The organism is Thiofaba sp. EF100 (assembly GCF_039822285.1).
Lineage (GTDB): Bacteria > Pseudomonadota > Gammaproteobacteria > Halothiobacillales > Halothiobacillaceae > Thiofaba.
Genome location: NZ_JBAJEY010000001.1, coordinates 180,019 through 199,416, shown reverse-complemented (window position 1 = coordinate 199,416; position 19,398 = coordinate 180,019). Strand labels below are relative to the sequence as shown.

Below are 19,398 nucleotides of genomic sequence, written 5' to 3'. Positions count from 1 at the left end.
GACGTCTCAGAGGTAACGGGCCAACAGGCCCAGCTCGACCTGCTCGGCCGGCAACGGCAGGCGCACACGCCAGCCACTGCCCGGGGCCTCGGTGAGTGGCCGGCCTTCGAGGTCGCGCATGTCCTCGATGACGAAGTCGTGGTTGCCGGAGGGCAGGATCAGCTCCATGCGATCGCCCACGCTGATCTTGTTCTTCACCTCCACCTCAGCGAGGCCCGTCGCCGGATCGCGGCCGACGATCTCACCAACGAACTGCTGCGCATGGTTGCGCGAGGCGCCTTCGAGGTAGTTCTGGTAGTCCTGGGTGTGGTGACGAACGAAGAAGCCATCGGTGTAGCCGCGGTGGGCGAGTGATTCGAGCTTGCCGATGAGGCTGGGGTCGAAGGGGCGGCCGGCCACGGCATCGTCAATGGCCTGGCGGTAGATCTGCGCGGTGCGGGCGGCGTAGTAGTGGCTCTTGGTGCGTCCTTCGATCTTCAGGCAGTCCACGCCGATCTCGGTCAGTCGCTGCACGTGCTCGATGGCGCGCAGGTCCTTGGAGTTCATGATGTAGGTGCCATGCTCGTCCTCGAAGATCGGCATCAGCTCGCCCGGACGGTTGGCCTCCTCGAGAAGATAGACCTGATCGGCGAGCGGGTGGCGCGCGTCGCCGGACACCCCGGCCTTCAAGGCGGCGTTGATGGCGTCCATGGAAATGACCGCCTCCGCCGGGCGCACCACACCGGCCACATCCTCCTCGCCGGGCAGGGTCTTGTACTCCCAGCGGCAGGCATTGGTGCAGGTCCCCTGGTTCGGGTCGCGGTGGTTGAAGTAGCCGGAGAGCAGACAGCGGCCCGAGTAGGCAATGCACAGCGCGCCGTGGACGAACACCTCCAGCTCGGTGTCCGGGCACTCCTGGCGGATTTCGGCAATCTCGTCCAGCGACAGCTCGCGGGAGAGGATCACCCGCTCCACGCCGACGGACTTCCAGAACTTCACTCCGGCGTAGTTGACCGTGTTGGCCTGCACCGAGAGGTGGATGGGCATCTCCGGCCAGCGTTCGCGTACCATCATGATCAGGCCGGGGTCGGCCATGATCAGGGCATCGGGCCCCATGGCGATGATGGGCTCGACATCGGCCAGAAAGGTGCGCACCTTGGCGTTGTGGGGCATCACGTTCAGGGCGACGAAGAACTTCTTGCCCAGCTGATGCGCCTCGCGGATGCCGATGGCGAGGTTATCCTCGAGGAAGTCGTTGTTGCGCACGCGCAGGGAATAGCGCGGCTGGCCGGCATACACCGCGTCCGCGCCATAGGCGAAGGCGTAACGCAAGTTCTTCAGGGTGCCGGCCGGGGAGAGCAATTCAGGAATACGCATGGAGATGTGTTGAATGAGCAATGAACATCATTGTAACCCGGCCCTGGCATGCAGGCCCGGAAATCGGCCGGAAAAGGCCCGCTCAGGACTTCTGTTCGTCTACGGGACCTTGATGCGGGGGCAGCCGGCTCATCGGCTGATGCGCGGGGCGCGCCTGCTTGGCCGCGTCACGACGCCGCCAGACTTCACCCTGTACGACCTGGGCCCCTACCCTGCCGCGGTACGTCGAGGCCACGGGCGGGTGCATGGCGAGTTGTATGTCGTCCCCACGCCCCTGCTGCGCAGGCTGGATGCCTACGAGCACTGCCCGCGTGAGTACCAGCGCGCCATCATCCCAACGGCGCAGGGGCCCGCGTGGATCTATCTTTACCCCACAAGGCCCCGGCGCGGACATCAGCTTTGGCACGGCGACTGGCGCCGGCGAAGGCTATGAAGGGGATACCCACCCGCTATAGTCCGGATACTTCCGTGCCCGTCGCAAGGCAGTGAACATGACCTGGATCCTCCTCATCCTCGGCCTGTTGTTCGGCCTCTCCAGCATCGGTCTGCCCGGCGCCATCTTCGGCGCATTGCTCGGCTACCTGCTCGGACGGGTGATCGCCTTGGGCGACGAGTTGCGGGCAGTACGCCAGGAGATGGCCGACTTACGCGACGCGAAGGCGATCCCGGAAGCCCCGGCGGCTGTGGCGGACGAGACGCGTCCGGAGGAACAGGAAAAACGGATCTCGCCACCGGAAGTGCCCTTGCCCGAGCCCGCCTCATCCCCCTCGCCGGCGAAGGCCTGGTCGCCCCCGCTCTCCGTGGGCCGAGACAGGCTCCCGCTCTTCGACCGCCTGCCTGTCCCCCTGCGTGCTTTCCTCGCCGAGGGCAACGTCGTGGTCAAGGTGGGGGTGGTGGTGCTGTTCTTTGGCCTGGCCTTCCTGCTCAAATACGCCGCGATGCGCTTCGCCTTCCCCATCGAGCTGCGGCTAGTCCTGGTAGGCATGGGCGGGCTGGCCCTACTCGCCGTGGGTTGGCGCCTGCGCGAGCCTAGGCGCGGCTATGCCCTCGCCTTGCAGGGCGGCGGTATAGGTGTGCTCTATCTCACCCTCTATGCCGCCTTTCGGCTGGACGCCCTGTTGCCTGCCGAGGCTGCCTTCCCGCTGATGCTCGCGGTGGTCGTCCTGGCCGCCGGGCTTGCCATCCAGCAGGATGCGCGCAGCCTCGCCGCCCTGGGGTTGGTGGGCGGCTTTCTCGCCCCAGTGCTCACCGCGAGCGAGGCTGGCCGCCACGTGGAACTGTTTGGCTATTACGCCATCCTCAACCTGGGCATCTTGCTGATCGCCATGCGTAAGGCCTGGGGTGAGCTGAACCTGCTGGGCTTTCTGTTCACCTTCGTCATCGGCACGGCCTGGGGCGTGCTGCGCTACCGTCCGCAGGACTTCGCCACCACCGAGCCTTTTCTCATCCTGTTCTTTCTCATCTTCCTGACCAGCACCGTGCTGTATGCCCTGCATCGCGCGCCGATTCTTCGCGACTACGTTCAGGCCAGCATGGTGTTCGGCCCGCCGCTGGTCGGCTTTAGCCTGCAGGCGGCCCTGGTGCGGGAGTTCGAATACGGCCTGGCCTGGAGCGCCTTGGCCCTCGGCACACTCTACCTGCTGCTGGCTGCGGGACTCTGGCGCTGGGCGGGCGAGAAGCTGCGGCAGTTGACCGAGGCCTTTCTCGCCCTCGGCGTGATCTTCGCCTCGCTCGCCATTCCCTTTGCCGTGGATGGGCGCTGGAGCAGTGCGGCCTGGGCATTGGAGGGCGCGGGCATCCTCTGGGTGGGGCTGCGCCAGGAGCGAAGACGGGCGGTTCAGTTCGGCCTGCTGTTGCAGTTGGGGGCAGGCCTGCTGTACCTGCTCGATGCACGCACCGCGCCAACGCCCCTGCCGCTGCTCAATGCCGAGTATCTCGGCACCGCCATGCTCGGCCTGGCCGGCCTGTTTAGCGCCTACCAGTTGCGTGCCCAGCAGGCGAGCACGGTACTGCTGCTCTGGGGCCTGGCCTGGTGGCTGCTCGGTGGACATGCGGATCTTGTGCGCACCCTGCCCGGCTCGGAGGTGCTCGCCGCCTGGCTGTCCTATGTCACCCTTTCTGTGGCCGCTGTACGCCTGCTCGCCGAACGCATTGAGTGGACGGCCCTGCATCATCTCCCGGCCGGCTACCTCATGCTGCTGGCCCTGCTGACCTTCGCGAGCTTCACAAGCCAGCCCCACCCTGCCGCACATGGTGGCCTGCTGGCCTGGCCCCAGGCCTTTGCCGTCATGCTGCTGATGTTGTGGTGGAGCGACCGCCGTAGCTGGCCGTTCAGTGCCCCGGCCCTGGTCCACGCTGGGACGATCTGGCTGCTGGCCCTGCTGCTTACACGCGAGCTGGACTGGCGCATCACCTTCGCCCTTGGACAGGACGGCAGTTGGCGTGAGATCGTCTGGGGGCTGGTGCCTGCCACCATGCTGGTGGGCATCGGCGCATGGCGGCGCTGGCCGGTGGCCGCCCATCCCGGAGCCTACCGGGGCCTGACCGGCGGCGGACTGGCTGTGTTCCTCGTCCTGTGGGTGGTGCTCGTCAACCTGCGTTCGGCGGGCGATCCCTGGCCTCTGCCTTACCTGCCGCTGCTCAACCCCTTGGATGTCGCCATCGGCCTCGTCCTGCTGGTGCTGGTGCGCGACGGGCTGACGCACCGTGAACTGCGTCCCGCCATCCCCATCCAGCGCCTGCTGCCGGTCCTGGGCAGTCTATTCTTCCTCTGGCTCAATGCCATCCTCGCGCGCAGCCTGCACCACTATGCCGGGCTACCGCTGGAATTCTCGGCGCTGATGAATTCCACGCTCGCCCAGGCCACCTTCTCCATCGCCTGGACCATCACCGGGCTGGTGCTGATGGTCGCGGCGAGCCGCCTGCAACGGCGGATCCTGTGGATGGTCGCTGCCGGCCTGCTCGCCGTGGTGGTGGTGAAGCTGTTCCTGTTCGATCTCTCCGGGCGCGACACCTTGGAGCGCATCGTCTCCTTCGTCGGCGTCGGCCTGTTGCTCCTGCTGGCGGGCTATCTCTCGCCCATGCCACCGGCCGAGGGGACATCCCAACGGGAGGCAGGCCGGGGTGAGTGACAGGGCAATCGCAAGAGATTGGAGCATCGCACTGGGAGCTCGCCACGACAGGCGTGCCGTGCGTGGGCTATCGGCCCGAGGCAGATTCTTTCGAAAGGGCTGTCCTGCCCTTTCGAAACTCGCCTTGTCGCGGTACACGCCCACGACGGGCTCCGAGAATCAATCACTTGCTGTGATTGACTTCTCGGGCGGGCCTCCTAAGGCCAAACCAAGGACATACAACATGATCGGCGTGCGCTGGAGACGAGCTTCGTGCAACGGCCCTGGGGGAGTGATCAGGGCGCATAGCGTATGCCGAGGATGACGTAGCTCTTCTCCCCCGCAGGGGTGTGCACGATCACCTCATCGTCCACCTGCTTGCGCATCAGGGCACGGGCCATGGGGGAGTCGAGGCTGATCCAGTTGCGCTTGGGATCGAATTCATCCGGGCCGACGATGCGCACCTCCATGGTCTGCCCCTCCTCGTCCTCAAGCCTCACCCAGGCACCGAAGAAGATGCGGTTGGGATCGGAGGGTGGGGAGGACACCACCACCATGCCGTCCAGCCGCTTGCGCAGGAAGCGTACGCGGCGGTCGATCTCGCGCAGCATCTTCTTGCCGTAGATGTATTCGGCATTCTCCGAACGGTCGCCCAGCGCGGCGGCCTCGGTCACTGCCTGCACGACCTTGGGGCGCTGCACGCGCCACAGGTCGTCCAGCTCCGCCAGCAGGCGGGCATGGCCCTCGGGGGTGATGTACTTGGAGGGGAACATCGTGGTTTAGAGCGGCTTGACCTCGCCCTTGCGCTCGACGATGGCCTGGCTGATGGAGCGGATGGCCTGGTTCACATCCTTCAGGCGGGTGTCCTTGAGCACGCCGCCGGCCGCGCCGGGGTGGCCGCCGCCCTCGAAGTAACGGCCGGCGATGATGCCGACGTCCACGCCGTCGTTGGAGCGCAGCGACATCCGGCCGTTGCCACCCACGCGGATGGCCATGTCCATCTTGCCCTGGTTCTCCATCAGCTCCATCACCACGCCGCGGAACACATCGTGCGGCCAGTTGAAGAAGATGCCGGCGCGGTAGCCGTCGATGAGCAGCATGGGCACCGAACCCTCCGGAAGCATCAGCGCGGAGAGCTTGTGGAACTTGTCCTTCAGCGGGGTCTCGTGGTCGTTGTACACGCCCTCCTCCACCCGGCCCTTGAGAAAGTCCTTGCGGAAGTCGTACACCGCGCGCTCCAGCGCCTCCAGGCTCGCGCCCTCCTCCATGCGTCGGAAGAAGGCGTCCATCAGGTGGAAGCGGTATTCGCGCTTGAGCTCGTCCAGCGGCGGGGCGAGCTGGTCATCCTCCATCATCAGGCCGATGAGGAAGATGGAACGGTGGAAGCGCGCATCGTCCTTCAGCCAGCGGTCACCGACGTCGATGAAGTCGGCCCGCGCGGCGTAGAGCGCGCGCGCCGCATCGTCCAGGTAGGGCGCGACGGCCTCGAAGGCCAGGCGGCTGGCGCAGCGGCTGGTGTCCAGGTGATACCAGGCGTGCTTCTCGGCGGCGTCCTCGCCCGTGGCGTGGTGGTCCAGGAGCATGACTTCGGGTTGGGGCCGCGTGCCCACGATGGACTGTTTGAGCATGGCCGCCATGTCCGGGCTGAGCAGTCCGTTCCTGGCCGGGGCAACGCTGGGGGCTGTCGATTCGCTGCCTCCCATGCCCTGGATGCGGCGAGCCACCATGTCGGCCTGCTCGGCGGTCAGGTTGAGGTCGGTGATCAGCAGCATGGCCGGCTCGCGGACCTTGGCCATGTCGGCGAAGATGCGCTCAAGCACCGCCGGCACGTCGCGGTAGTCGGCGTTGTAGTAGCGGGCGCGGAAACCCGCGGCACGGGTCATGTATTGCGCGCCGTAACCGTCGAGGTCGTTGTGGCTGAGGTGGAAAAGGAGAACGTCGCGGTTCGGCAGGGTGGGCGTGGTCATGCGGCAGGGGGTGTTGAGAGGGCCGGCTATTGTGCCGCAGTCCGGGCGCTTGGCCCAAGCACGCTGGCCGGCTCTTCGTGGATCACGATGTCGGCGCCGGGGAAGGCGCCCTGGATCGCGGCCCGCACCTCATCGCCAACGTCGTGCGCCGCCCGCAGGGTGATCGCATCGTCGAGTACGACGTACACCTCGAAGAAATAGATGCTGCCGGACTGGCGCGTGCGCAGGCTGGCAATGCCGCGCACGCCCGGGACCCCAAGGGCCAGGGCGCGGACCTGTTCGCCGATCGCGGCGGGCAGTTCGCGGTCCATCAGTTGGTCCAGCGCGTCGCGCGCGATCTGGATCGCGCTCCGGGCCACGTAGGCGGCGATCAGCAGGCCGATGATGGCATCGGCGCGCGGGAAACCCCACTGGCTCAGGAGCAGGGCGGCAATGACCGCGACGCCCGACAGCAGGTCGGTCACATAATGCAGGGCATCGGCGCGGATCGCGGTCGATCCGGTGCGACGCGCCACACTGTACTGGAAGGTCACCAGCGCCAGGGTGAGGGCGATGGAGAATCCCATCACCACCAGGCCGATCTCACTCTGCTTCAGGGGCTGGGGATGGATCAGGCGGTCCAGCCCCTGCAGGCTGAGCATCACGGCCGAGCCGAGGATGAACATCGACTGGGCAAGGGCCGCGAGCGCCTCGGCCTTGCCATGACCGAAACGGTGGTCATGGTCCGGTGGAACCAGCGACCAGCGCACCGCGAGGAAGGTCAGCAGCGAGGCGACGAGGTCGGCGGAAGAGTCGAGTAGGGATGCAAGCAGGCTGACCGAATCGGTCAGCCACCAACCGCCCAGCTTGGCCGCGATCAGGACCAGTGCGGTGGCCAGGCTGGCCCACGTGGCAAGGCGCAACAACCGAGCCTGGAACTCGGGATTGGACGAAGCGGACGGCATGGGTTAATAATTAGCTTGCGTTATCGAGCATCAATTTTATCGAGGAAACAGCCATGAAACAGACCGTCCTGATGGAAAAGTATCCGGTGTTCGAACTGGAGCTGCCCAAGTCCGAGACCACCTTCCAGAGCGTGGACGCCATCATCGCCCACCTGAAGGAGAAGATTGACGCCCACCCGGTCGCCGCCTTCATCGGCATCTTCGACCACTATGCCCATACCAAGGGCCTGCCCGAGGGGCAGGTGGCGGAGAACATCAAGGATGCCAAGCTGATCGTGTTCTGCTTCGGCACCGCCCTGCCCAACCCGCACGTGATGGCGGTGCGCCCCCGCTCCATCGGCGTGGCCGACCTTGGCGACAAGTTCGTAATCAACTTCATGGAGCCGCCGATGCCGGTCGCCACCCAGGCGATGGAGGCATGGGTCAAAGGCCTGCGCAACGCCTGATCGGGTATCCCTGCCTGAGCATCCCCGGGGCCGGTGGCAAAACCACCGGCTTTTTTCATGGCGTTCAATTATCCATCAAGGCACGCAGGTGGGCAGCCACGCTACGCGCGAGGGCATTCGGCGCGTAACCGCCTTCCAGCATGGAGACGACCTGTCCCTCGCCATGACGCGCGGCGATGCGCACCACCTCCCCGGTAAGCCAGGCATAGTCATCCTCCACCAAGCCGAAGTGGGACATGTCGTCCTCACGGTGGCCGTCAAAGCCCGCGGAAACGAGGATCAGCTGGGGCGCATGGGTCGTGAGCCGCTCGAACCAGCTTGCCGCGACCGCCTCGCGCCAGGCAGGGCCCGCCGCGCCGGCGGGCAAGGGCACAGGCAGGCAGTTGTCTGCCCTCGGTGGCGTGCCTGAGTGCGGGTAGAAGGGATGCTGAAAGCTTGAGCAGAATAGGATGCGGGGATCCCCCGCAACGATGTCCTCGGTGCCATCGCCGTGATGGACGTCGAAATCGACGATGGCCACCCGCGTCAGTCCCTTCCGCTCCAGCGCGTACCGGGCGGCGATGGCCACGTTATTGAACAGGCAGAAGCCGGCAGGCCGTGCCCTCCCCGCATGATGTCCCGGCGGGCGGATGGCGCAAAAGGCTCGCCGGCCGGCCTGCTCCAGCACCCAATCCACCGCCGCGATCCCGCTGCCTGCCGCGCGCAGGGCGGCCGGCAGGGTGTACGGGTTCATTGCCGTGTCGCCATCGATTTCCACCATGCCGGTGGCCGGGGCGAGTTCGAACAGGCGGTCGACATAGCGGGCATCATGGGCGAGCAGCAGGTCCTCGTGCGTCGCCTGCGGCGCGCTCAGGTGCACCAGCCAGGGGTCGAGGCCGGTGGCGATGAGGTGGTCGAAGATGGCCTCGAGTCGGCCGGCGTTTTCCGGATGATGCGGTCCATTGCTGTGCCGCAAGCAGTCGGGATGGGTGATCAGGGCGAGATTCATGCAGGCGCCATCCTTTTCCGTCATCATGTAAGCCAATCATGGCAGGGAAATGAAGGATTATGGGCGCTCACATCCTGGAACAGCTCTTCAACCCGCGTGGCGTGGCCCTGTTCGGCGCGAGCGAGCGCGAGGGCTCGGTCGGTGCGATGGTCCTCGCCAACCTGATCAAGGCGGGCTTCAAGGGCGCGATCGTGCCGATCAACCCCAAGCACGAGCAGGTGCAGGGATTGCCCTGCCATGCAGACTTGAGCCGGATCGAACACGACGTCGATCTCGCCGTCATCGCCACCCCCGCGCCGACTGTGCCCAACATTCTGCGCCAGTGCGGCGAGGCGGGGCTCAAGGGGGCGGTGATCCTCTCCGCAGGCTTCGGTGAGGCCGGTGTGGACGGCCAGCGCCTGCAGCGCGAATGCGTCGAGATCGCCCAACGCTTTCGCATGCGCCTGATCGGCCCCAACTGCCTTGGCATCATGCGCCCTGCCATCGGCCTGAATGCCACCTTCAGCCACAACCAGGCCCTGCCCGGGCAGCTCGCGCTCGTGTCGCAGTCCGGCGCCTTGGTGACGGCCGTGCTCGACTGGGCCCAGGCGCGTGGCATCGGTTTCTCGGCCATCGCATCCACCGGCGATGCGGCAGACGTCGATTTCGGCGACGTGCTCGACTACCTCGCCCTCGACCCGCAGACTCGCGGCATCCTGCTCTACGTCGAGGGCGTGCGCCATGCGCGCCGCTTCCTCAGCGGGCTGCGCGCCGCCGCGCGGATGAAGCCGGTGATCGTGCTCAAGTCCGGCCGCCACGCGGAGGGGGCGCATGCCGCAGCCACCCACACGGGCGCCATGATTGGCGGCGACGATGTGTTCGACGCCGCCCTCGAACGCGCCGGCGTGGTCCGCGTGGAGCGCATCACGCAATGGTTCTCCGCCGCGCAGACGCTGGCCCAAGGGCTCAGCCTGCGCGGTGAGAACCTGCTCATCCTGACCAACGGTGGCGGACCGGGGGTGATGGCCACCGACCGCGCCGCCGACCTCGCCCTGCCGCTCGCGCAGCTCGGAACCCAGACGGTCGAGTCGCTCGACGCCGTGCTGCCCGCCCACTGGTCGAAAGGCAACCCTGTCGACATCCTCGGCGACGCGACCCCGGAGCGCTACGGCGAGGCGGTGCGCCTGTGCCTGGCCGATCCCGCCGTCGACATGATGGTGGTGCTGCTCACCCCACAGGCGATGACCGATCCCACCGGCTGCGCCCGCGCGGTGATCGAGCAGGCCAAGGCCAGCCGCAAGCCGGTGCTGGCCTGCTGGATGGGCGAGACCCTGGTCAGCGAGGCCCGCAACCTGTTCGACGAATCCTCCATACCGCACTTCCGCTCGCCGGAAACCGCCGTCGAGGCGCTGGCCTACCTCGTCGCCCACCGCCGCAATCAGCGCCTGCTGATGCAGACCCCGGGGCCCTTAAGCGACGACATGCCCGCGGACGTGGAGGGCGCGCGCCTCATCCTGCAGGCCGCACGCACCGAGGGGCGCAAGGTCCTGACCACGCGCGAATCCAAGGCGGTGCTGACCGCCTTCCACATCCCCACCAACCCGAGCATCCTCGCGCGCACCCCGAACGAGGCGATGCTTGCCGCGGAGAGCATCGGCTTTCCCGTCGCCCTCAAGATCAGCGCACCGGCCCTCACCCACAAGAGCGACGTGGGCGGGGTGCGCCTGAACGTACGCAGCGTGCAGAGCGCGCGCCAGCAGGTGCAGGACATGCTGGACCAGGTCCGTGCCCGCCATCCCGAGGTCGAGATCGAGGGAGTGACCATCGAACGCATGGCCGAGGTCGGGCACAAGCGCGAACTCTTGATCGGCGTCACCCGCGACCCGGTGTTCGGGCCAGTCATCGCCTTCGGCCTGGGCGGGACGGCGGTCGAGGTCCTGCGCGACCGCGCGATCGCCCTGCCGCCGCTCAACAGTGTCCTGGCCGAACGCCTGGTCCGCCGCACCCGCGCCGCGCGCATGCTCGAGCAGTTCCGCGACGCCCCGGCGGTGGACCCGAAGCGGATCGAGCAGGTCCTGCTGCGCGTCTCGGAGATGGTGTGCGAGCTGCCGGAAATCGCCGCGTTGGACATCAACCCCCTCCTCGCCGGCGAGCTCGGCGCGGTGGCGGTCGACGCGCGCATCGAACTGGCGGACACCCTGCACGGGGCCGAGCCCTACGCCCACATGGCGATCCACCCCTACCCCGCCCACTTCGCGCGCACGGCCGCGCTGAGCGATGGCCGAACCATCACCCTGCGGCCGATCCGCCCCGAGGATGCCGAGATCGAGCAGGCTTTCGTGCGCGGCCTGTCCGAAGAAAGCCGCTACCTGCGCTTCATGCGTGCGATTGAGGAACTGACGCCCGAGATGCTGGTGCGCTTCACCCAGATCGACTACGACCGCGAGATGGCCTTCGTCGCCATCTTCGAGAAGGACGGCCAGGAGGAGGAGATCGGCGTGGCGCGCTACAGCGTTGAGCCGGACGGCGAATCGGCCGAGTTCGCCGTGGTGGTGGCCGATGCCTGGCACGGCCTTGGGGTGGGCACGCTGCTGCTCGAGGCTCTGATCGAATCAGCCCGCCAGCGTGGCGTGCGCGAGCTGATTGGCGAGGTGCTTCCGCGCAACCGCTCCATGCTGGCGCTGGCGGAACGGCTCGGCTTCAGCCGCCAGATGCTGGAATCGGACGAAGACCTGGTGCGGGTCAGCCGGAGGCTTTGAGGGAGCCTGGGCGCATCAGCCCTTCTTCACGAACTCCGACTTCAGGCTCATCGGCCCGATGCCGTCGATCTTGCAGTCGATGTTGTGGTCGCCCTCCACCAGACGGATACCCTTCACCTTGGTGCCCACTTTCACCACGAGGGACGAACCCTTGACCTTCAGGTCCTTGATCACGGTCACCGTGTCGCCGTCCTGCAGGATATTGCCGTTCGCATCCTTGACCACCAGCACATCGCTGGCCTCTTCGGCTGGAGCAGCGTCCTTGGCCCACTCATGCCCGCACTCCGGGCAAACGAGCATGGTGCCATCCTCGTAGGTGTATTCAGAGCCGCATTTCGGGCAGTTCGGCAGAGCGGACATGGTCAACCTTCAATAAGAAAAGATAAAAAAAGTCCGCAAATCATATCAGAAAATCATGATGCCTCAGGGCGCGCCTTCGCGACATGCCCAGCCGGTCGCATCAACGACCCCACAACCATGCCGGCCATCGAGGCGAGGAAGCCCCAGAAATGCGGGGAGATCTCCGCATCCGGCATGACGAACTCCAGCGGCAGCCAGACCGAAAGGCCCGCGGCGATGGAAACATAGACCCCCAAAGTGCTGGCGCGCTTCCAGTACAAACCGAACACCAGCGGCGCGAAGGCCACCACCAGGGTCACCTTGTAGGAGGCCTCCACCATGGCGTGGATGCCGGTCTCGTTCTCCAGGGCCCACAGCGCGTACAACGTCACCGCCATGGCAAACACCGCCACCACGAAACGCGTGATACGCAGCATGTCCGTGTCCTTCACGTCCTTGAATAGCCAACCCTTGAGCACGTTCTCCGACAGGGTCACGGACGGTGCCAGCAGGGTGCCGGACGCCGTGCTCATGATCACTGCCAGCAGCGCGCCGTAGAAAATCACCTGCGCGATCAACGGCAGGTGGCCCTTGATCAGCTCCGGCAGGATGCTTTCGGCATCCGTGGACAACAGGCGCTGCACCAGACCTGGATCAATCAGGTTGGCCGAATAGGTCAGGTACAGCGGCACGGCGGCGAACAGCAGGTAGAACACGCCTCCCAGGATCGCGCCCCACATCGCCACGCCCGCGCTCTTCGACGAGTTGGCGCGTTGAAACACGTCCTGCTGCGGGATGGAACCGAACGCCACGGTCAGGAACGCGGAGATGAACGCCAGCCAGGCCACCGCACTCAGCTCCGGCCAGAACACGAACTTCTCGGCGTGTGCCGCGTGCTCCACCACAGGCCACACCCCACCGGTCATGCCGCTGACCAGCCAGGCGATGTAGAACAGCCCGAGCACGATCACGATCATCTGGAAGAAGGTCGTCATCGCCACCGACCACATGCCGCCGACGACGGTGTAGATGAACACCACCGCCGCGCCGATCATGATCCCCTGCGCCTGGGTAATCGCCCCTTCCGACAGCACGTTGAACACCACGCCCAGCGCGGTGATCTGCGCCGACACCCAGCCAAGGTAAGACAATGCGATCGCGATGCCCGTGATCACCTCCACCTTGCGGTTATAGCGCTTGCGATAGAAGTCCCCGATGGTCAGAAGGTTCAGGCGGTACAGCTTCTTGGCGAAGAAGAGGCCGAACAGGATCAGGCAGATCGCCGCGCCGAACGGGTCCGAGATCAGCCCGCCAAGATTTTCCTCCTGGAAGGTCGCCGGGATGCCCAGCACCGTCTCCGCCCCGAACCAGGTGGCGAACACCATCGCCGTGACGATGTAGATCGGCAGGCTGCGCCCGGCGGTGATGTAGTCCCCCGCCGAATGCACGTGCCGCGCGGCGATCAGGCCGATGGCAATGGAGAGGACGAGATAAAGGATGACAAAGGTGGCGAGCATTGGGCGTCCTGAATGAGGCTTGGTATTGGGGCTGGTCGCCGTCTCACCTGCAGAGCGTGTGCTTGTTGTTGTCTCTCACCCCTTTAATAAGGGGATGAATTCCGCAGAATTTTCAATGAGCGAGCCGCGTGTATCAAGTCTCTGGGCGTCCTGATGTACATGCAGGACAAGCCACAGCACGCCCTGCCGGGGATAAGGCTCTCCAGCCCATAGAGATTGACATGCTCCGCAAGCTCTTCATTTTCCACGCGGTATGTGGCGGTTCCTTCGTGCACGTTGAATCCGCTCTTGAGTGGCATAGTGTTCTAACGTCGCCCATGCAGCGGCCGCTGCATGGGCTGGTTATGCCCCATCGCGGGGCACCCATTGAAGCTTGTCTATGAGGAAGGCTCTATACACGGCCGGTGCCATGTAGCTGTAGAAGTCCTCCGCCCGGCGTTTGAAGATGGCAGCGGCGAGGAGGCACACAACAAGGCTTGCGCCTCCAATAACCCAAGACTTCTCGAGAGCGAGCACCGAAAAGCCGGAAACCACCGCCAGGAACGCACAGTTCCGATAGAAACCATACCTCGAGAGAAAGACCATGAAAGTAGTGCTCAACTGCTTTGTCTCCACGTATTCTTTGCAGATGGCGTACGGATTGGAGATCTTTCCGTTTAATGACCCGAGGTATCGCGAACGAATCTCTGCTTCCAGAATATATTCCTCGTCTGAGTGCTTATCTTTAGGCTTTAAAACCCAGCTAAAGATGAACTTCGAAACGTACCGATCAAAGTAGTTTGCGAACGGCTCGATGACCATTCCGAGCAGCGTCAATGCCAGAGGCGCTGCAACAATCGTAATTGCCGTCGGCAGTGCGGACAGGCCGTTAAAAAAATCCTTCGGTGTAGCGGGGCTGTATATGACAACGAGGATCGCGACGAGGATCGCTGCGAGGAACCCTGTGAGAAAGAATGAAAAGATGTCCCACAGAGAGACGCGGATCTTCTCAACCATAGCTGTGGCTACTCACATGGAGCATAATGTCGAAACCTAGGGGGCGCCGCCGATAGGCAGTGCCTAACCTGCAACGAAGGGGTGGGCGTCATAGCTTGCACATTGCAATAGGCGACTGAAAATACCTGAGCTCAACGACGCATTGACGTTCCGATGCTGTCATATTGTCCTTTGCAGGTGGCAAACCCGTCGTCCCAGCTTATCTTATACACGGCATCAGACAGGTATCTCGATACATCTTTCCCAGCTTTGGCATAGGGATGCCACGCAGCCACGAAGCCAGAACCACAGCCGGCTGAATAACCGTCGACGCAAGCTGGAGGCTGGCCGGCGGTATTCCGTTTCGTAACGGCATCTACCGGAGCACACGCCGCCACCATCAATATAATGGCCGGCGACACCAGTGCTCCAGATTTAACTTTCATTTGATTACCTTTTCTTGTTCCCACGATTCATGCAAGGAGAATTCAACTAAGGCACCTTTCGACAAATCTCGCAAACAAACACGGCGCAGGCTTACTTCCCCGGCCCAAACGCCGCCGCCACAATCGCCTGCGCCTCGTCCTGAATCTGCTTCAGGTGGGCCTCGCCCTTGAAGCTCTCCGCATAGATCTTGTAGACATCCTCAGTGCCCGAGGGCCGGGCGGCGAACCAGCCGTTTTCGGTGACAACCTTGAGGCCGCCGATTTCGGCGTTGTTGCCGGGGGCGCGGGTGAGCTTGGCGGTGATCTTCTCGCCGGCCAGGGTTTCGGCCTTGACCTGCTCGGGGCTGAGCTTGGCGAGGATCTGCTTCTGCTCGCGGTTGGCGGCGGCATCGATGCGGGCGTAGACGGGGTTGCCGTGACGCTCGGTGAGCTTCTTGTAGTACACACCGGGGTCTTCGCCGGTCTTGGCGGTGATTTCGGCGGCGAGCAGGTTGAGGATGATGCCGTCCTTGTCGGTGCTCCAAGCGGTGCCGTCCATGCGCAGGAAGGAGGCACCGGCGGATTCCTCGCCGCCGAAGCCGCAGTGGCCGTCCACCAGCCCGTCCACGAACCACTTGAAGCCGACCGGCACTTCGCGCAGACCGCGGTGCAGGTCGTGCGCCACGCGGTCGATCATGGAGCTGGAGACCAGGGTCTTGCCGATGTAGGCATTCGCCGGCCAGTGCGGGCGGTTGCGGAACAGGTAGTCAATGGCCACGGCGAGGTAGTGGTTGGGGTTCATCAGCCCCACACTCGGGGCGACGATGCCATGGCGGTCGGCGTCCGGGTCGTTGCCGAAGGCGATGTCGTACTTGTCCTTGAGGCGGATGAGGCCGGCCATGGCATAGGGGGAGGAGCAGTCCATGCGGATCTTGCCGTCGTGGTCCACGCACATGAAGGCGAAGCGCGGATCGATCTCCTGATTGACTACCTCAAGGTTCAGGCCGTAGGTCTCGGCGATCGGCGCCCAGAAAGGTAGCCCTGCCCCGCCCATCGGGTCGACGCCGATGGAAAGGCCTTCGGACCTGATGGCCTCCATGTCGACGACGTTGCGCAGGTCGTCCACGAACGGGCGGATGAAGTCGTGCTTCACCGTGGTGCCAAGGCGCAGGACGGATTCGAGCGGCATGCGCTTGACGCCTTTGAGGTCCGTATTCAGCAATTCATTGGCGCGCGCCTGGATCAGGCGGGTGACGTCGGTGTCCGCCGGACCGCCGTTGGGCGGGTTGTACTTGAAACCGCCATCCGCTGGAGGATTGTGCGAGGGGGTGATGACCACGCCATCGGCCAGGTGCGCCTTGCGGCCTTTGTTGTGGGTGAGGATGGCGTGCGAGATGACCGGGGTGGGCACCAGGGGCTCGCCGGCCGGGATGCGCAGTTCGATGCCGTTGGCGGCAAACACCTCGATAGCGGTGTAGAAGGCCGGGGTGGAAAGGGCGTGCGAATCCAGGCCGATGAACAGCGGGCCGGTGATGTCGTTGTCGCGACGGTATTCGGCAATGGCTTGGCAGGTGGCGAGGATGTGATCCTCGTTGAAGGTCTGCTTGAGGCTGGAACCGCGATGACCGGAGGTGCCGAAGGCCACCCATTGGCTCAGATCATTCGGATCGGGGTGCCGGGTGTAGTAGGCGGAGACCAGTTCCGGGACGTTGATCAGGAGCTCACGCGGGGCGGGTTGCCCGGCCAGGGGGTGCAGTGCCATGTGTCGTTTTCCTTGGGTTGACCGTCGGCGCTTAGGAGATGCTAAAAATTAGAACTTAGCACGTCCCCTCCCCCCCTCTGGTGGGGGAGGGTTAGGAAGAGGGGGGATGCGTTTTAATGAAGTGGCACCCTCTCCCCCAGCCCCTCCCCCATCAAGGGGGAGGGGGGGAATAAATACATGACGAAGATTACCTTTCCTTGGCAGGCTCGGGAAACACCCTGGCCGCCAAGTCCTCCAGGCATTGCAGGTTGAAGTCATCGAGAAACTGGCGGGTGGTGCCAAACAGGTCCGGGCGGCCGGGGGCCTCCTTCTTGCCGACCACGGTGATCCAGCCGCGTTCCTGCAGGGTGCGGAGGATGTTCGGGTTGACCGACACCCCGCGCACGGCCTCGATCTCCGCGCGGGTGACCGGTTGCTTCCAGGCAATGAGGGCGAGGGTCTCGAGCACGGCGCGGGAATAGCGCGCAGGCCGCTCGGGGGTGAGGCGGGCGATCCACGGGGCGAAGCGCTCGCGCGCCTGCAAGCGCAGGCCACTGGCGACCTCGACCAGCTCGAAGCCGCGCTCGGCGTAGCTCGCGGCGAGGCCCCGGAGCGCCTCATCGAGGATCGCGGCATCGACCTCCTCACCCATGATCTCTTCCAGCCGGGCGCGGCTCAGCGGCTCGCCGGCGGCGAGCAGCACGGCTTCGAGGATTTGTTGCAGGGGGGTCAGCATGCCTCGGTCTTCACGCTTACAAGAAACAATCCCTCGGCGTCCCGCTCGACCTCGATCTGCCCGCCCTTGAGCAGCTCCAGCAGGGCGAGGAAGCTGACCACCACGCCGCGGCGTCCCTCGTCCGGCGTCAGAAGATCGAGCAGGAGCACCGCGCCCTCCGCCACCCGCAGCAGGATCAGGCTCATCCGCTCGCGCACACTGATGGCCTCGCGCTGGATGTGATGGTGCTCGACGAGTGCGGCACGCTGCAACGCTGTGCGCAGCGCCTCCAGCAGTTCGTCCAAAGCGACCTTGGGCGGCTCCTGCCGGCGTTCAATGGCGGGGGGCTGGACCGAGACCGGGAACACGTCGCGCTCCACACGCGGCAAGGCATCCAGCCGCTCGGCGGCCTGGCGCAGCAGCTCATACTCCTGCAGACGACGGACGAGGGCCAGGCGCGGGTCTTCTTCGTCCTCATCTTCCGTCTTGGGCGGACGCGGCAGGAGCATGCGCGACTTGATCTCCGCCAGCCACGCGGCCATCACCAGGTAGTCGGCGGCAAGCTCAAGCTGCATGCCCTGCATCAGCTCGATGTAGCCCATGTACTGGCGGGTCACCTCAGCGATGGGGATATCGAGGATATCGATGTTCTGCTTGCGGATCAGGTACAGCAGCAGGTCGAGCGGCCCCTCGAAGGACTCCAGGATGACCGCGAGGGCATCCGGCGGAATGTAGAGATCCTGCGGGAATTCGAGGACCAGCTGCTCGCCGACCCGGGCGACGAATTCGGGCTGGACCATGCCTTCGCTCGTCACGGCAGGAACAGTCCGGTGATGAATCCGTTCATCGCATTGAGCAGGGGGCCGAGGACCGCCCACAGCACCCCCGTCACCAACAGCAGAATCAGGATCAAAAGGCCGAAGGGCTCGATGCGCGCAAGCTGGGCGCCGAGCGGCGGCGGCAAGAGGCTGATCAGGATGCGGCCGCCGTCCAGCGGCGGGATGGGCACCAGGTTGAGCAGCATCAACAGCAGGTTGATGAACACCCCCGCCTGCCCCATCAGCGCCAGCGGCACAGCCACCGCGCCGAGGCCCTTGTCGGCCAGGACCTGGGCGAGGGCCATCATCAGCCCCCAGAAGATGGCCATGACAAGGTTCGATCCGGGGCCGGCCAGCGACACCCAGGCCATGTCGCGGCGCGGGTTGCGCAGGTTACGGGCATCCACCGGGACCGGCTTGGCCCAGCCGAAGATGAAACCGGAGAGGAAGAAGGTGGCGATCGGCAGCAGCACCGTGCCGATCGGGTCGATGTGGCGCAGGGGGTTGAGCGAGAGCCTCCCCAAGCGCGCGGCGGTGTCATCGCCGAAATACCGCGCGGCGTAGCCGTGCGCGGCCTCGTGCACGGTGATGGCGAACAGGGCCGGCAGAATCCAGATGGTGAATTTCTGGATGAGGTTCAGATCCATCACTCGGCCTCCTCCACACCGGCCGGCACCTCGCCACGTCCGCGCCGGATCAGCACGGGGGCACCACTCGACAGATCAATGACCGTGGTCGGATGATCGGCGCAGAAGCCGACATCCAGGATCAGTTCGATCCGGTTACCGATGCAATCATTGATGTCATACGGGTCGCACAGCGGCTCCGAGGCATCCGGCAGGATCAGGCTGGTGCTCAGGATCGGCTCGCCCAGGGCCGCAAGCAGGGCCTGGGTCAGCGGGTGCTCGGGCACCCGCAGGCCGACCGTCTTGCGCTTGGGATGCTGCAGCCGGCGCGGCACCTCGTGGGTGGCCTGCAGGATGAAGGTGTAGGGGCCGGGGGTGTATTGTTTGAGGAAACGGTATTCGACGTTGCCGACACGCGCATAGGTGGCAATTTCCGACAGGTCGCGGCACATCAGGGTGAAGTGGTGCTTCTCCCCCAGCCCGCGGATCGCGCGCATCCGCTCGATCGCCGCCTTGTCACCCAGGCCGCAGCCGAGGGCATAGCCTGAGTCGGTCGGAAAGGCGATCACCCCCCCGCTGCGCAAAGCCTCGACGGCCTGGTCGAGCAGGCGGGCCTGAGGATTTTGCGGGTGCAAGGCGAGGATGCGCGCCATCAATACGGTCCTTATTCTGTGGAAATTCACGCGACCCATG

General features: G+C 65.1%; 17 protein-coding genes. 4 read left to right on the top strand and 13 right to left on the bottom strand.

The genetic code is table 11. From position 1 onward, the window contains the following. Positions 1-6: 6 nt before the first annotated feature. Positions 7-1,356 carry a tRNA 5-hydroxyuridine modification protein YegQ gene (yegQ, locus tag V6D91_RS01010; protein WP_347317325.1) on the bottom strand — a complete coding sequence of 450 codons (1,350 nt, stop codon included), beginning with the start codon at positions 1,354-1,356 and terminating at the stop codon, positions 7-9. Positions 1,357-1,369: 13 nt separating this feature from the next. On the opposite strand from yegQ, the gene V6D91_RS01005 reads away from it, so the two are divergent. Together V6D91_RS01005 and V6D91_RS01000 are read left to right on the top strand one after the other, a co-directional pair. After that, positions 1,370-1,789, top strand: coding sequence for a gamma-glutamylcyclotransferase family protein (locus tag V6D91_RS01005; protein WP_347317324.1), 420 nt, complete (start codon positions 1,370-1,372; stop codon positions 1,787-1,789). 58 nt (positions 1,790-1,847) lie between these two features. Further along, entirely contained in the window at positions 1,848-4,487 is a 2,640-nt protein-coding gene (locus tag V6D91_RS01000; RefSeq protein WP_347317323.1) for a DUF2339 domain-containing protein, read from the top strand. Between the two features lie 275 nt (positions 4,488-4,762). Here the strand turns inward: V6D91_RS01000 and greB are convergent, their stop codons facing one another. From greB to V6D91_RS00985, 3 genes are read right to left on the bottom strand one after another with little or no spacing between them, the layout of a single operon-like run. Beyond that, on the bottom strand, positions 4,763-5,239 hold the full coding sequence (gene greB, locus V6D91_RS00995; RefSeq protein ID WP_347317322.1) for a transcription elongation factor GreB: 477 nt from the start codon (positions 5,237-5,239) through the stop codon (positions 4,763-4,765). Positions 5,240-5,245: 6 nt separating this feature from the next. Beyond that, positions 5,246-6,433: a DHHA1 domain-containing protein gene (locus tag V6D91_RS00990; RefSeq protein WP_347317321.1), complete on the bottom strand. Its 1,188-nt coding sequence runs from the start codon at positions 6,431-6,433 to the stop codon at positions 5,246-5,248. 26 nt (positions 6,434-6,459) lie between these two features. Then, positions 6,460-7,377 carry a cation diffusion facilitator family transporter gene (locus V6D91_RS00985; protein ID WP_347317320.1) on the bottom strand — a complete coding sequence of 306 codons (918 nt, stop codon included), beginning with the start codon at positions 7,375-7,377 and terminating at the stop codon, positions 6,460-6,462. Positions 7,378-7,430: 53 nt separating this feature from the next. Here V6D91_RS00985 and V6D91_RS00980 point away from each other — a divergent pair, with 53 nt between their 5' ends. Continuing rightward, entirely contained in the window at positions 7,431-7,823 is a 393-nt protein-coding gene (locus V6D91_RS00980) for a DUF6858 family protein (RefSeq protein WP_347317319.1), read from the top strand. Between the two features lie 64 nt (positions 7,824-7,887). Here the strand turns inward: V6D91_RS00980 and V6D91_RS00975 are convergent, their stop codons facing one another. Then, a complete protein-coding gene (locus V6D91_RS00975) occupies positions 7,888-8,811 on the bottom strand; it encodes a histone deacetylase family protein (RefSeq protein ID WP_347317318.1) in 924 nt (307 codons plus the stop codon). 59 nt (positions 8,812-8,870) lie between these two features. Between V6D91_RS00975 and V6D91_RS00970 the strand changes: the two genes are divergently transcribed. Beyond that, a complete protein-coding gene (locus tag V6D91_RS00970) occupies positions 8,871-11,549 on the top strand; it encodes a bifunctional acetate--CoA ligase family protein/GNAT family N-acetyltransferase (protein ID WP_347317317.1) in 2,679 nt (892 codons plus the stop codon). A gap of 15 nt (positions 11,550-11,564) precedes the next feature. Here V6D91_RS00970 and V6D91_RS00965 read toward each other — a convergent pair whose 3' ends face one another. The 8 genes from V6D91_RS00965 to V6D91_RS00930 all read right to left on the bottom strand — a co-directional run bounded on the left by V6D91_RS00965 (position 11,565) and on the right by V6D91_RS00930 (position 19,358). Further along, positions 11,565-11,909, bottom strand: coding sequence for a zinc ribbon domain-containing protein YjdM (locus V6D91_RS00965; RefSeq protein WP_347317316.1), 345 nt, complete (start codon positions 11,907-11,909; stop codon positions 11,565-11,567). 53 nt (positions 11,910-11,962) lie between these two features. Beyond that, positions 11,963-13,405, bottom strand: coding sequence for a sodium:solute symporter family protein (locus V6D91_RS00960; RefSeq protein WP_347317315.1), 1,443 nt, complete (start codon positions 13,403-13,405; stop codon positions 11,963-11,965). Positions 13,406-13,747: 342 nt separating this feature from the next. Then, a complete protein-coding gene (locus V6D91_RS00955) occupies positions 13,748-14,401 on the bottom strand; it encodes a hypothetical protein (protein ID WP_347317314.1) in 654 nt (217 codons plus the stop codon). Positions 14,402-14,917: 516 nt separating this feature from the next. After that, positions 14,918-16,567, bottom strand: a complete 1,650-nt coding sequence (gene pgm / locus V6D91_RS00950; RefSeq protein WP_347317313.1) for a phosphoglucomutase (alpha-D-glucose-1,6-bisphosphate-dependent) — start codon at positions 16,565-16,567, stop codon at positions 14,918-14,920. 187 nt (positions 16,568-16,754) lie between these two features. Further along, a complete protein-coding gene (gene scpB, locus V6D91_RS00945) occupies positions 16,755-17,282 on the bottom strand; it encodes an SMC-Scp complex subunit ScpB (RefSeq protein WP_347317312.1) in 528 nt (175 codons plus the stop codon). Further along, a complete protein-coding gene (locus V6D91_RS00940; RefSeq protein ID WP_347317311.1) occupies positions 17,276-18,061 on the bottom strand; it encodes a ScpA family protein in 786 nt (261 codons plus the stop codon). The genes scpB and V6D91_RS00940 overlap by 7 nt, the downstream gene beginning before the upstream one ends. Before the next feature lie 11 nt (positions 18,062-18,072). After that, positions 18,073-18,726 carry a site-2 protease family protein gene (locus tag V6D91_RS00935; RefSeq protein ID WP_347317310.1) on the bottom strand — a complete coding sequence of 218 codons (654 nt, stop codon included), beginning with the start codon at positions 18,724-18,726 and terminating at the stop codon, positions 18,073-18,075. Next, complete coding sequence (locus V6D91_RS00930; RefSeq protein WP_347317309.1) at positions 18,726-19,358, bottom strand: L-threonylcarbamoyladenylate synthase; 633 nt, start codon at positions 19,356-19,358, stop codon at positions 18,726-18,728. The genes V6D91_RS00935 and V6D91_RS00930 overlap by 1 nt, the downstream gene beginning before the upstream one ends. Positions 19,359-19,398 lie beyond the last annotated feature (40 nt).

Excerpts from the sequence above, each read along its gene's own strand:
- yegQ (WP_347317325.1), bottom strand. The coding sequence starts at position 1,356 with ATGCGTATTCCTGAATTGCTCTCCCCGGCCGGCACCCTGAAGAACTTG.
- V6D91_RS01005 (WP_347317324.1), top strand. The coding sequence starts at position 1,370 with ATGAGCAATGAACATCATTGTAACCCGGCCCTGGCATGCAGGCCCGGA.
- V6D91_RS01000 (WP_347317323.1), top strand. The coding sequence starts at position 1,848 with ATGACCTGGATCCTCCTCATCCTCGGCCTGTTGTTCGGCCTCTCCAGC.
- greB (WP_347317322.1), bottom strand. The coding sequence starts at position 5,239 with ATGTTCCCCTCCAAGTACATCACCCCCGAGGGCCATGCCCGCCTGCTG.
- V6D91_RS00990 (WP_347317321.1), bottom strand. The coding sequence starts at position 6,433 with ATGACCACGCCCACCCTGCCGAACCGCGACGTTCTCCTTTTCCACCTC.
- V6D91_RS00985 (WP_347317320.1), bottom strand. The coding sequence starts at position 7,377 with ATGCCGTCCGCTTCGTCCAATCCCGAGTTCCAGGCTCGGTTGTTGCGC.
- V6D91_RS00980 (WP_347317319.1), top strand. The coding sequence starts at position 7,431 with ATGAAACAGACCGTCCTGATGGAAAAGTATCCGGTGTTCGAACTGGAG.
- V6D91_RS00975 (WP_347317318.1), bottom strand. The coding sequence starts at position 8,811 with ATGAATCTCGCCCTGATCACCCATCCCGACTGCTTGCGGCACAGCAAT.
- V6D91_RS00970 (WP_347317317.1), top strand. The coding sequence starts at position 8,871 with ATGGGCGCTCACATCCTGGAACAGCTCTTCAACCCGCGTGGCGTGGCC.
- V6D91_RS00965 (WP_347317316.1), bottom strand. The coding sequence starts at position 11,909 with ATGTCCGCTCTGCCGAACTGCCCGAAATGCGGCTCTGAATACACCTAC.
- V6D91_RS00960 (WP_347317315.1), bottom strand. The coding sequence starts at position 13,405 with ATGCTCGCCACCTTTGTCATCCTTTATCTCGTCCTCTCCATTGCCATC.
- V6D91_RS00955 (WP_347317314.1), bottom strand. The coding sequence starts at position 14,401 with ATGGTTGAGAAGATCCGCGTCTCTCTGTGGGACATCTTTTCATTCTTT.
- pgm (WP_347317313.1), bottom strand. The coding sequence starts at position 16,567 with ATGGCACTGCACCCCCTGGCCGGGCAACCCGCCCCGCGTGAGCTCCTG.
- scpB (WP_347317312.1), bottom strand. The coding sequence starts at position 17,282 with ATGCTGACCCCCCTGCAACAAATCCTCGAAGCCGTGCTGCTCGCCGCC.
- V6D91_RS00940 (WP_347317311.1), bottom strand. The coding sequence starts at position 18,061 with ATGGTCCAGCCCGAATTCGTCGCCCGGGTCGGCGAGCAGCTGGTCCTC.
- V6D91_RS00935 (WP_347317310.1), bottom strand. The coding sequence starts at position 18,726 with ATGGATCTGAACCTCATCCAGAAATTCACCATCTGGATTCTGCCGGCC.
- V6D91_RS00930 (WP_347317309.1), bottom strand. The coding sequence starts at position 19,358 with ATGGCGCGCATCCTCGCCTTGCACCCGCAAAATCCTCAGGCCCGCCTG.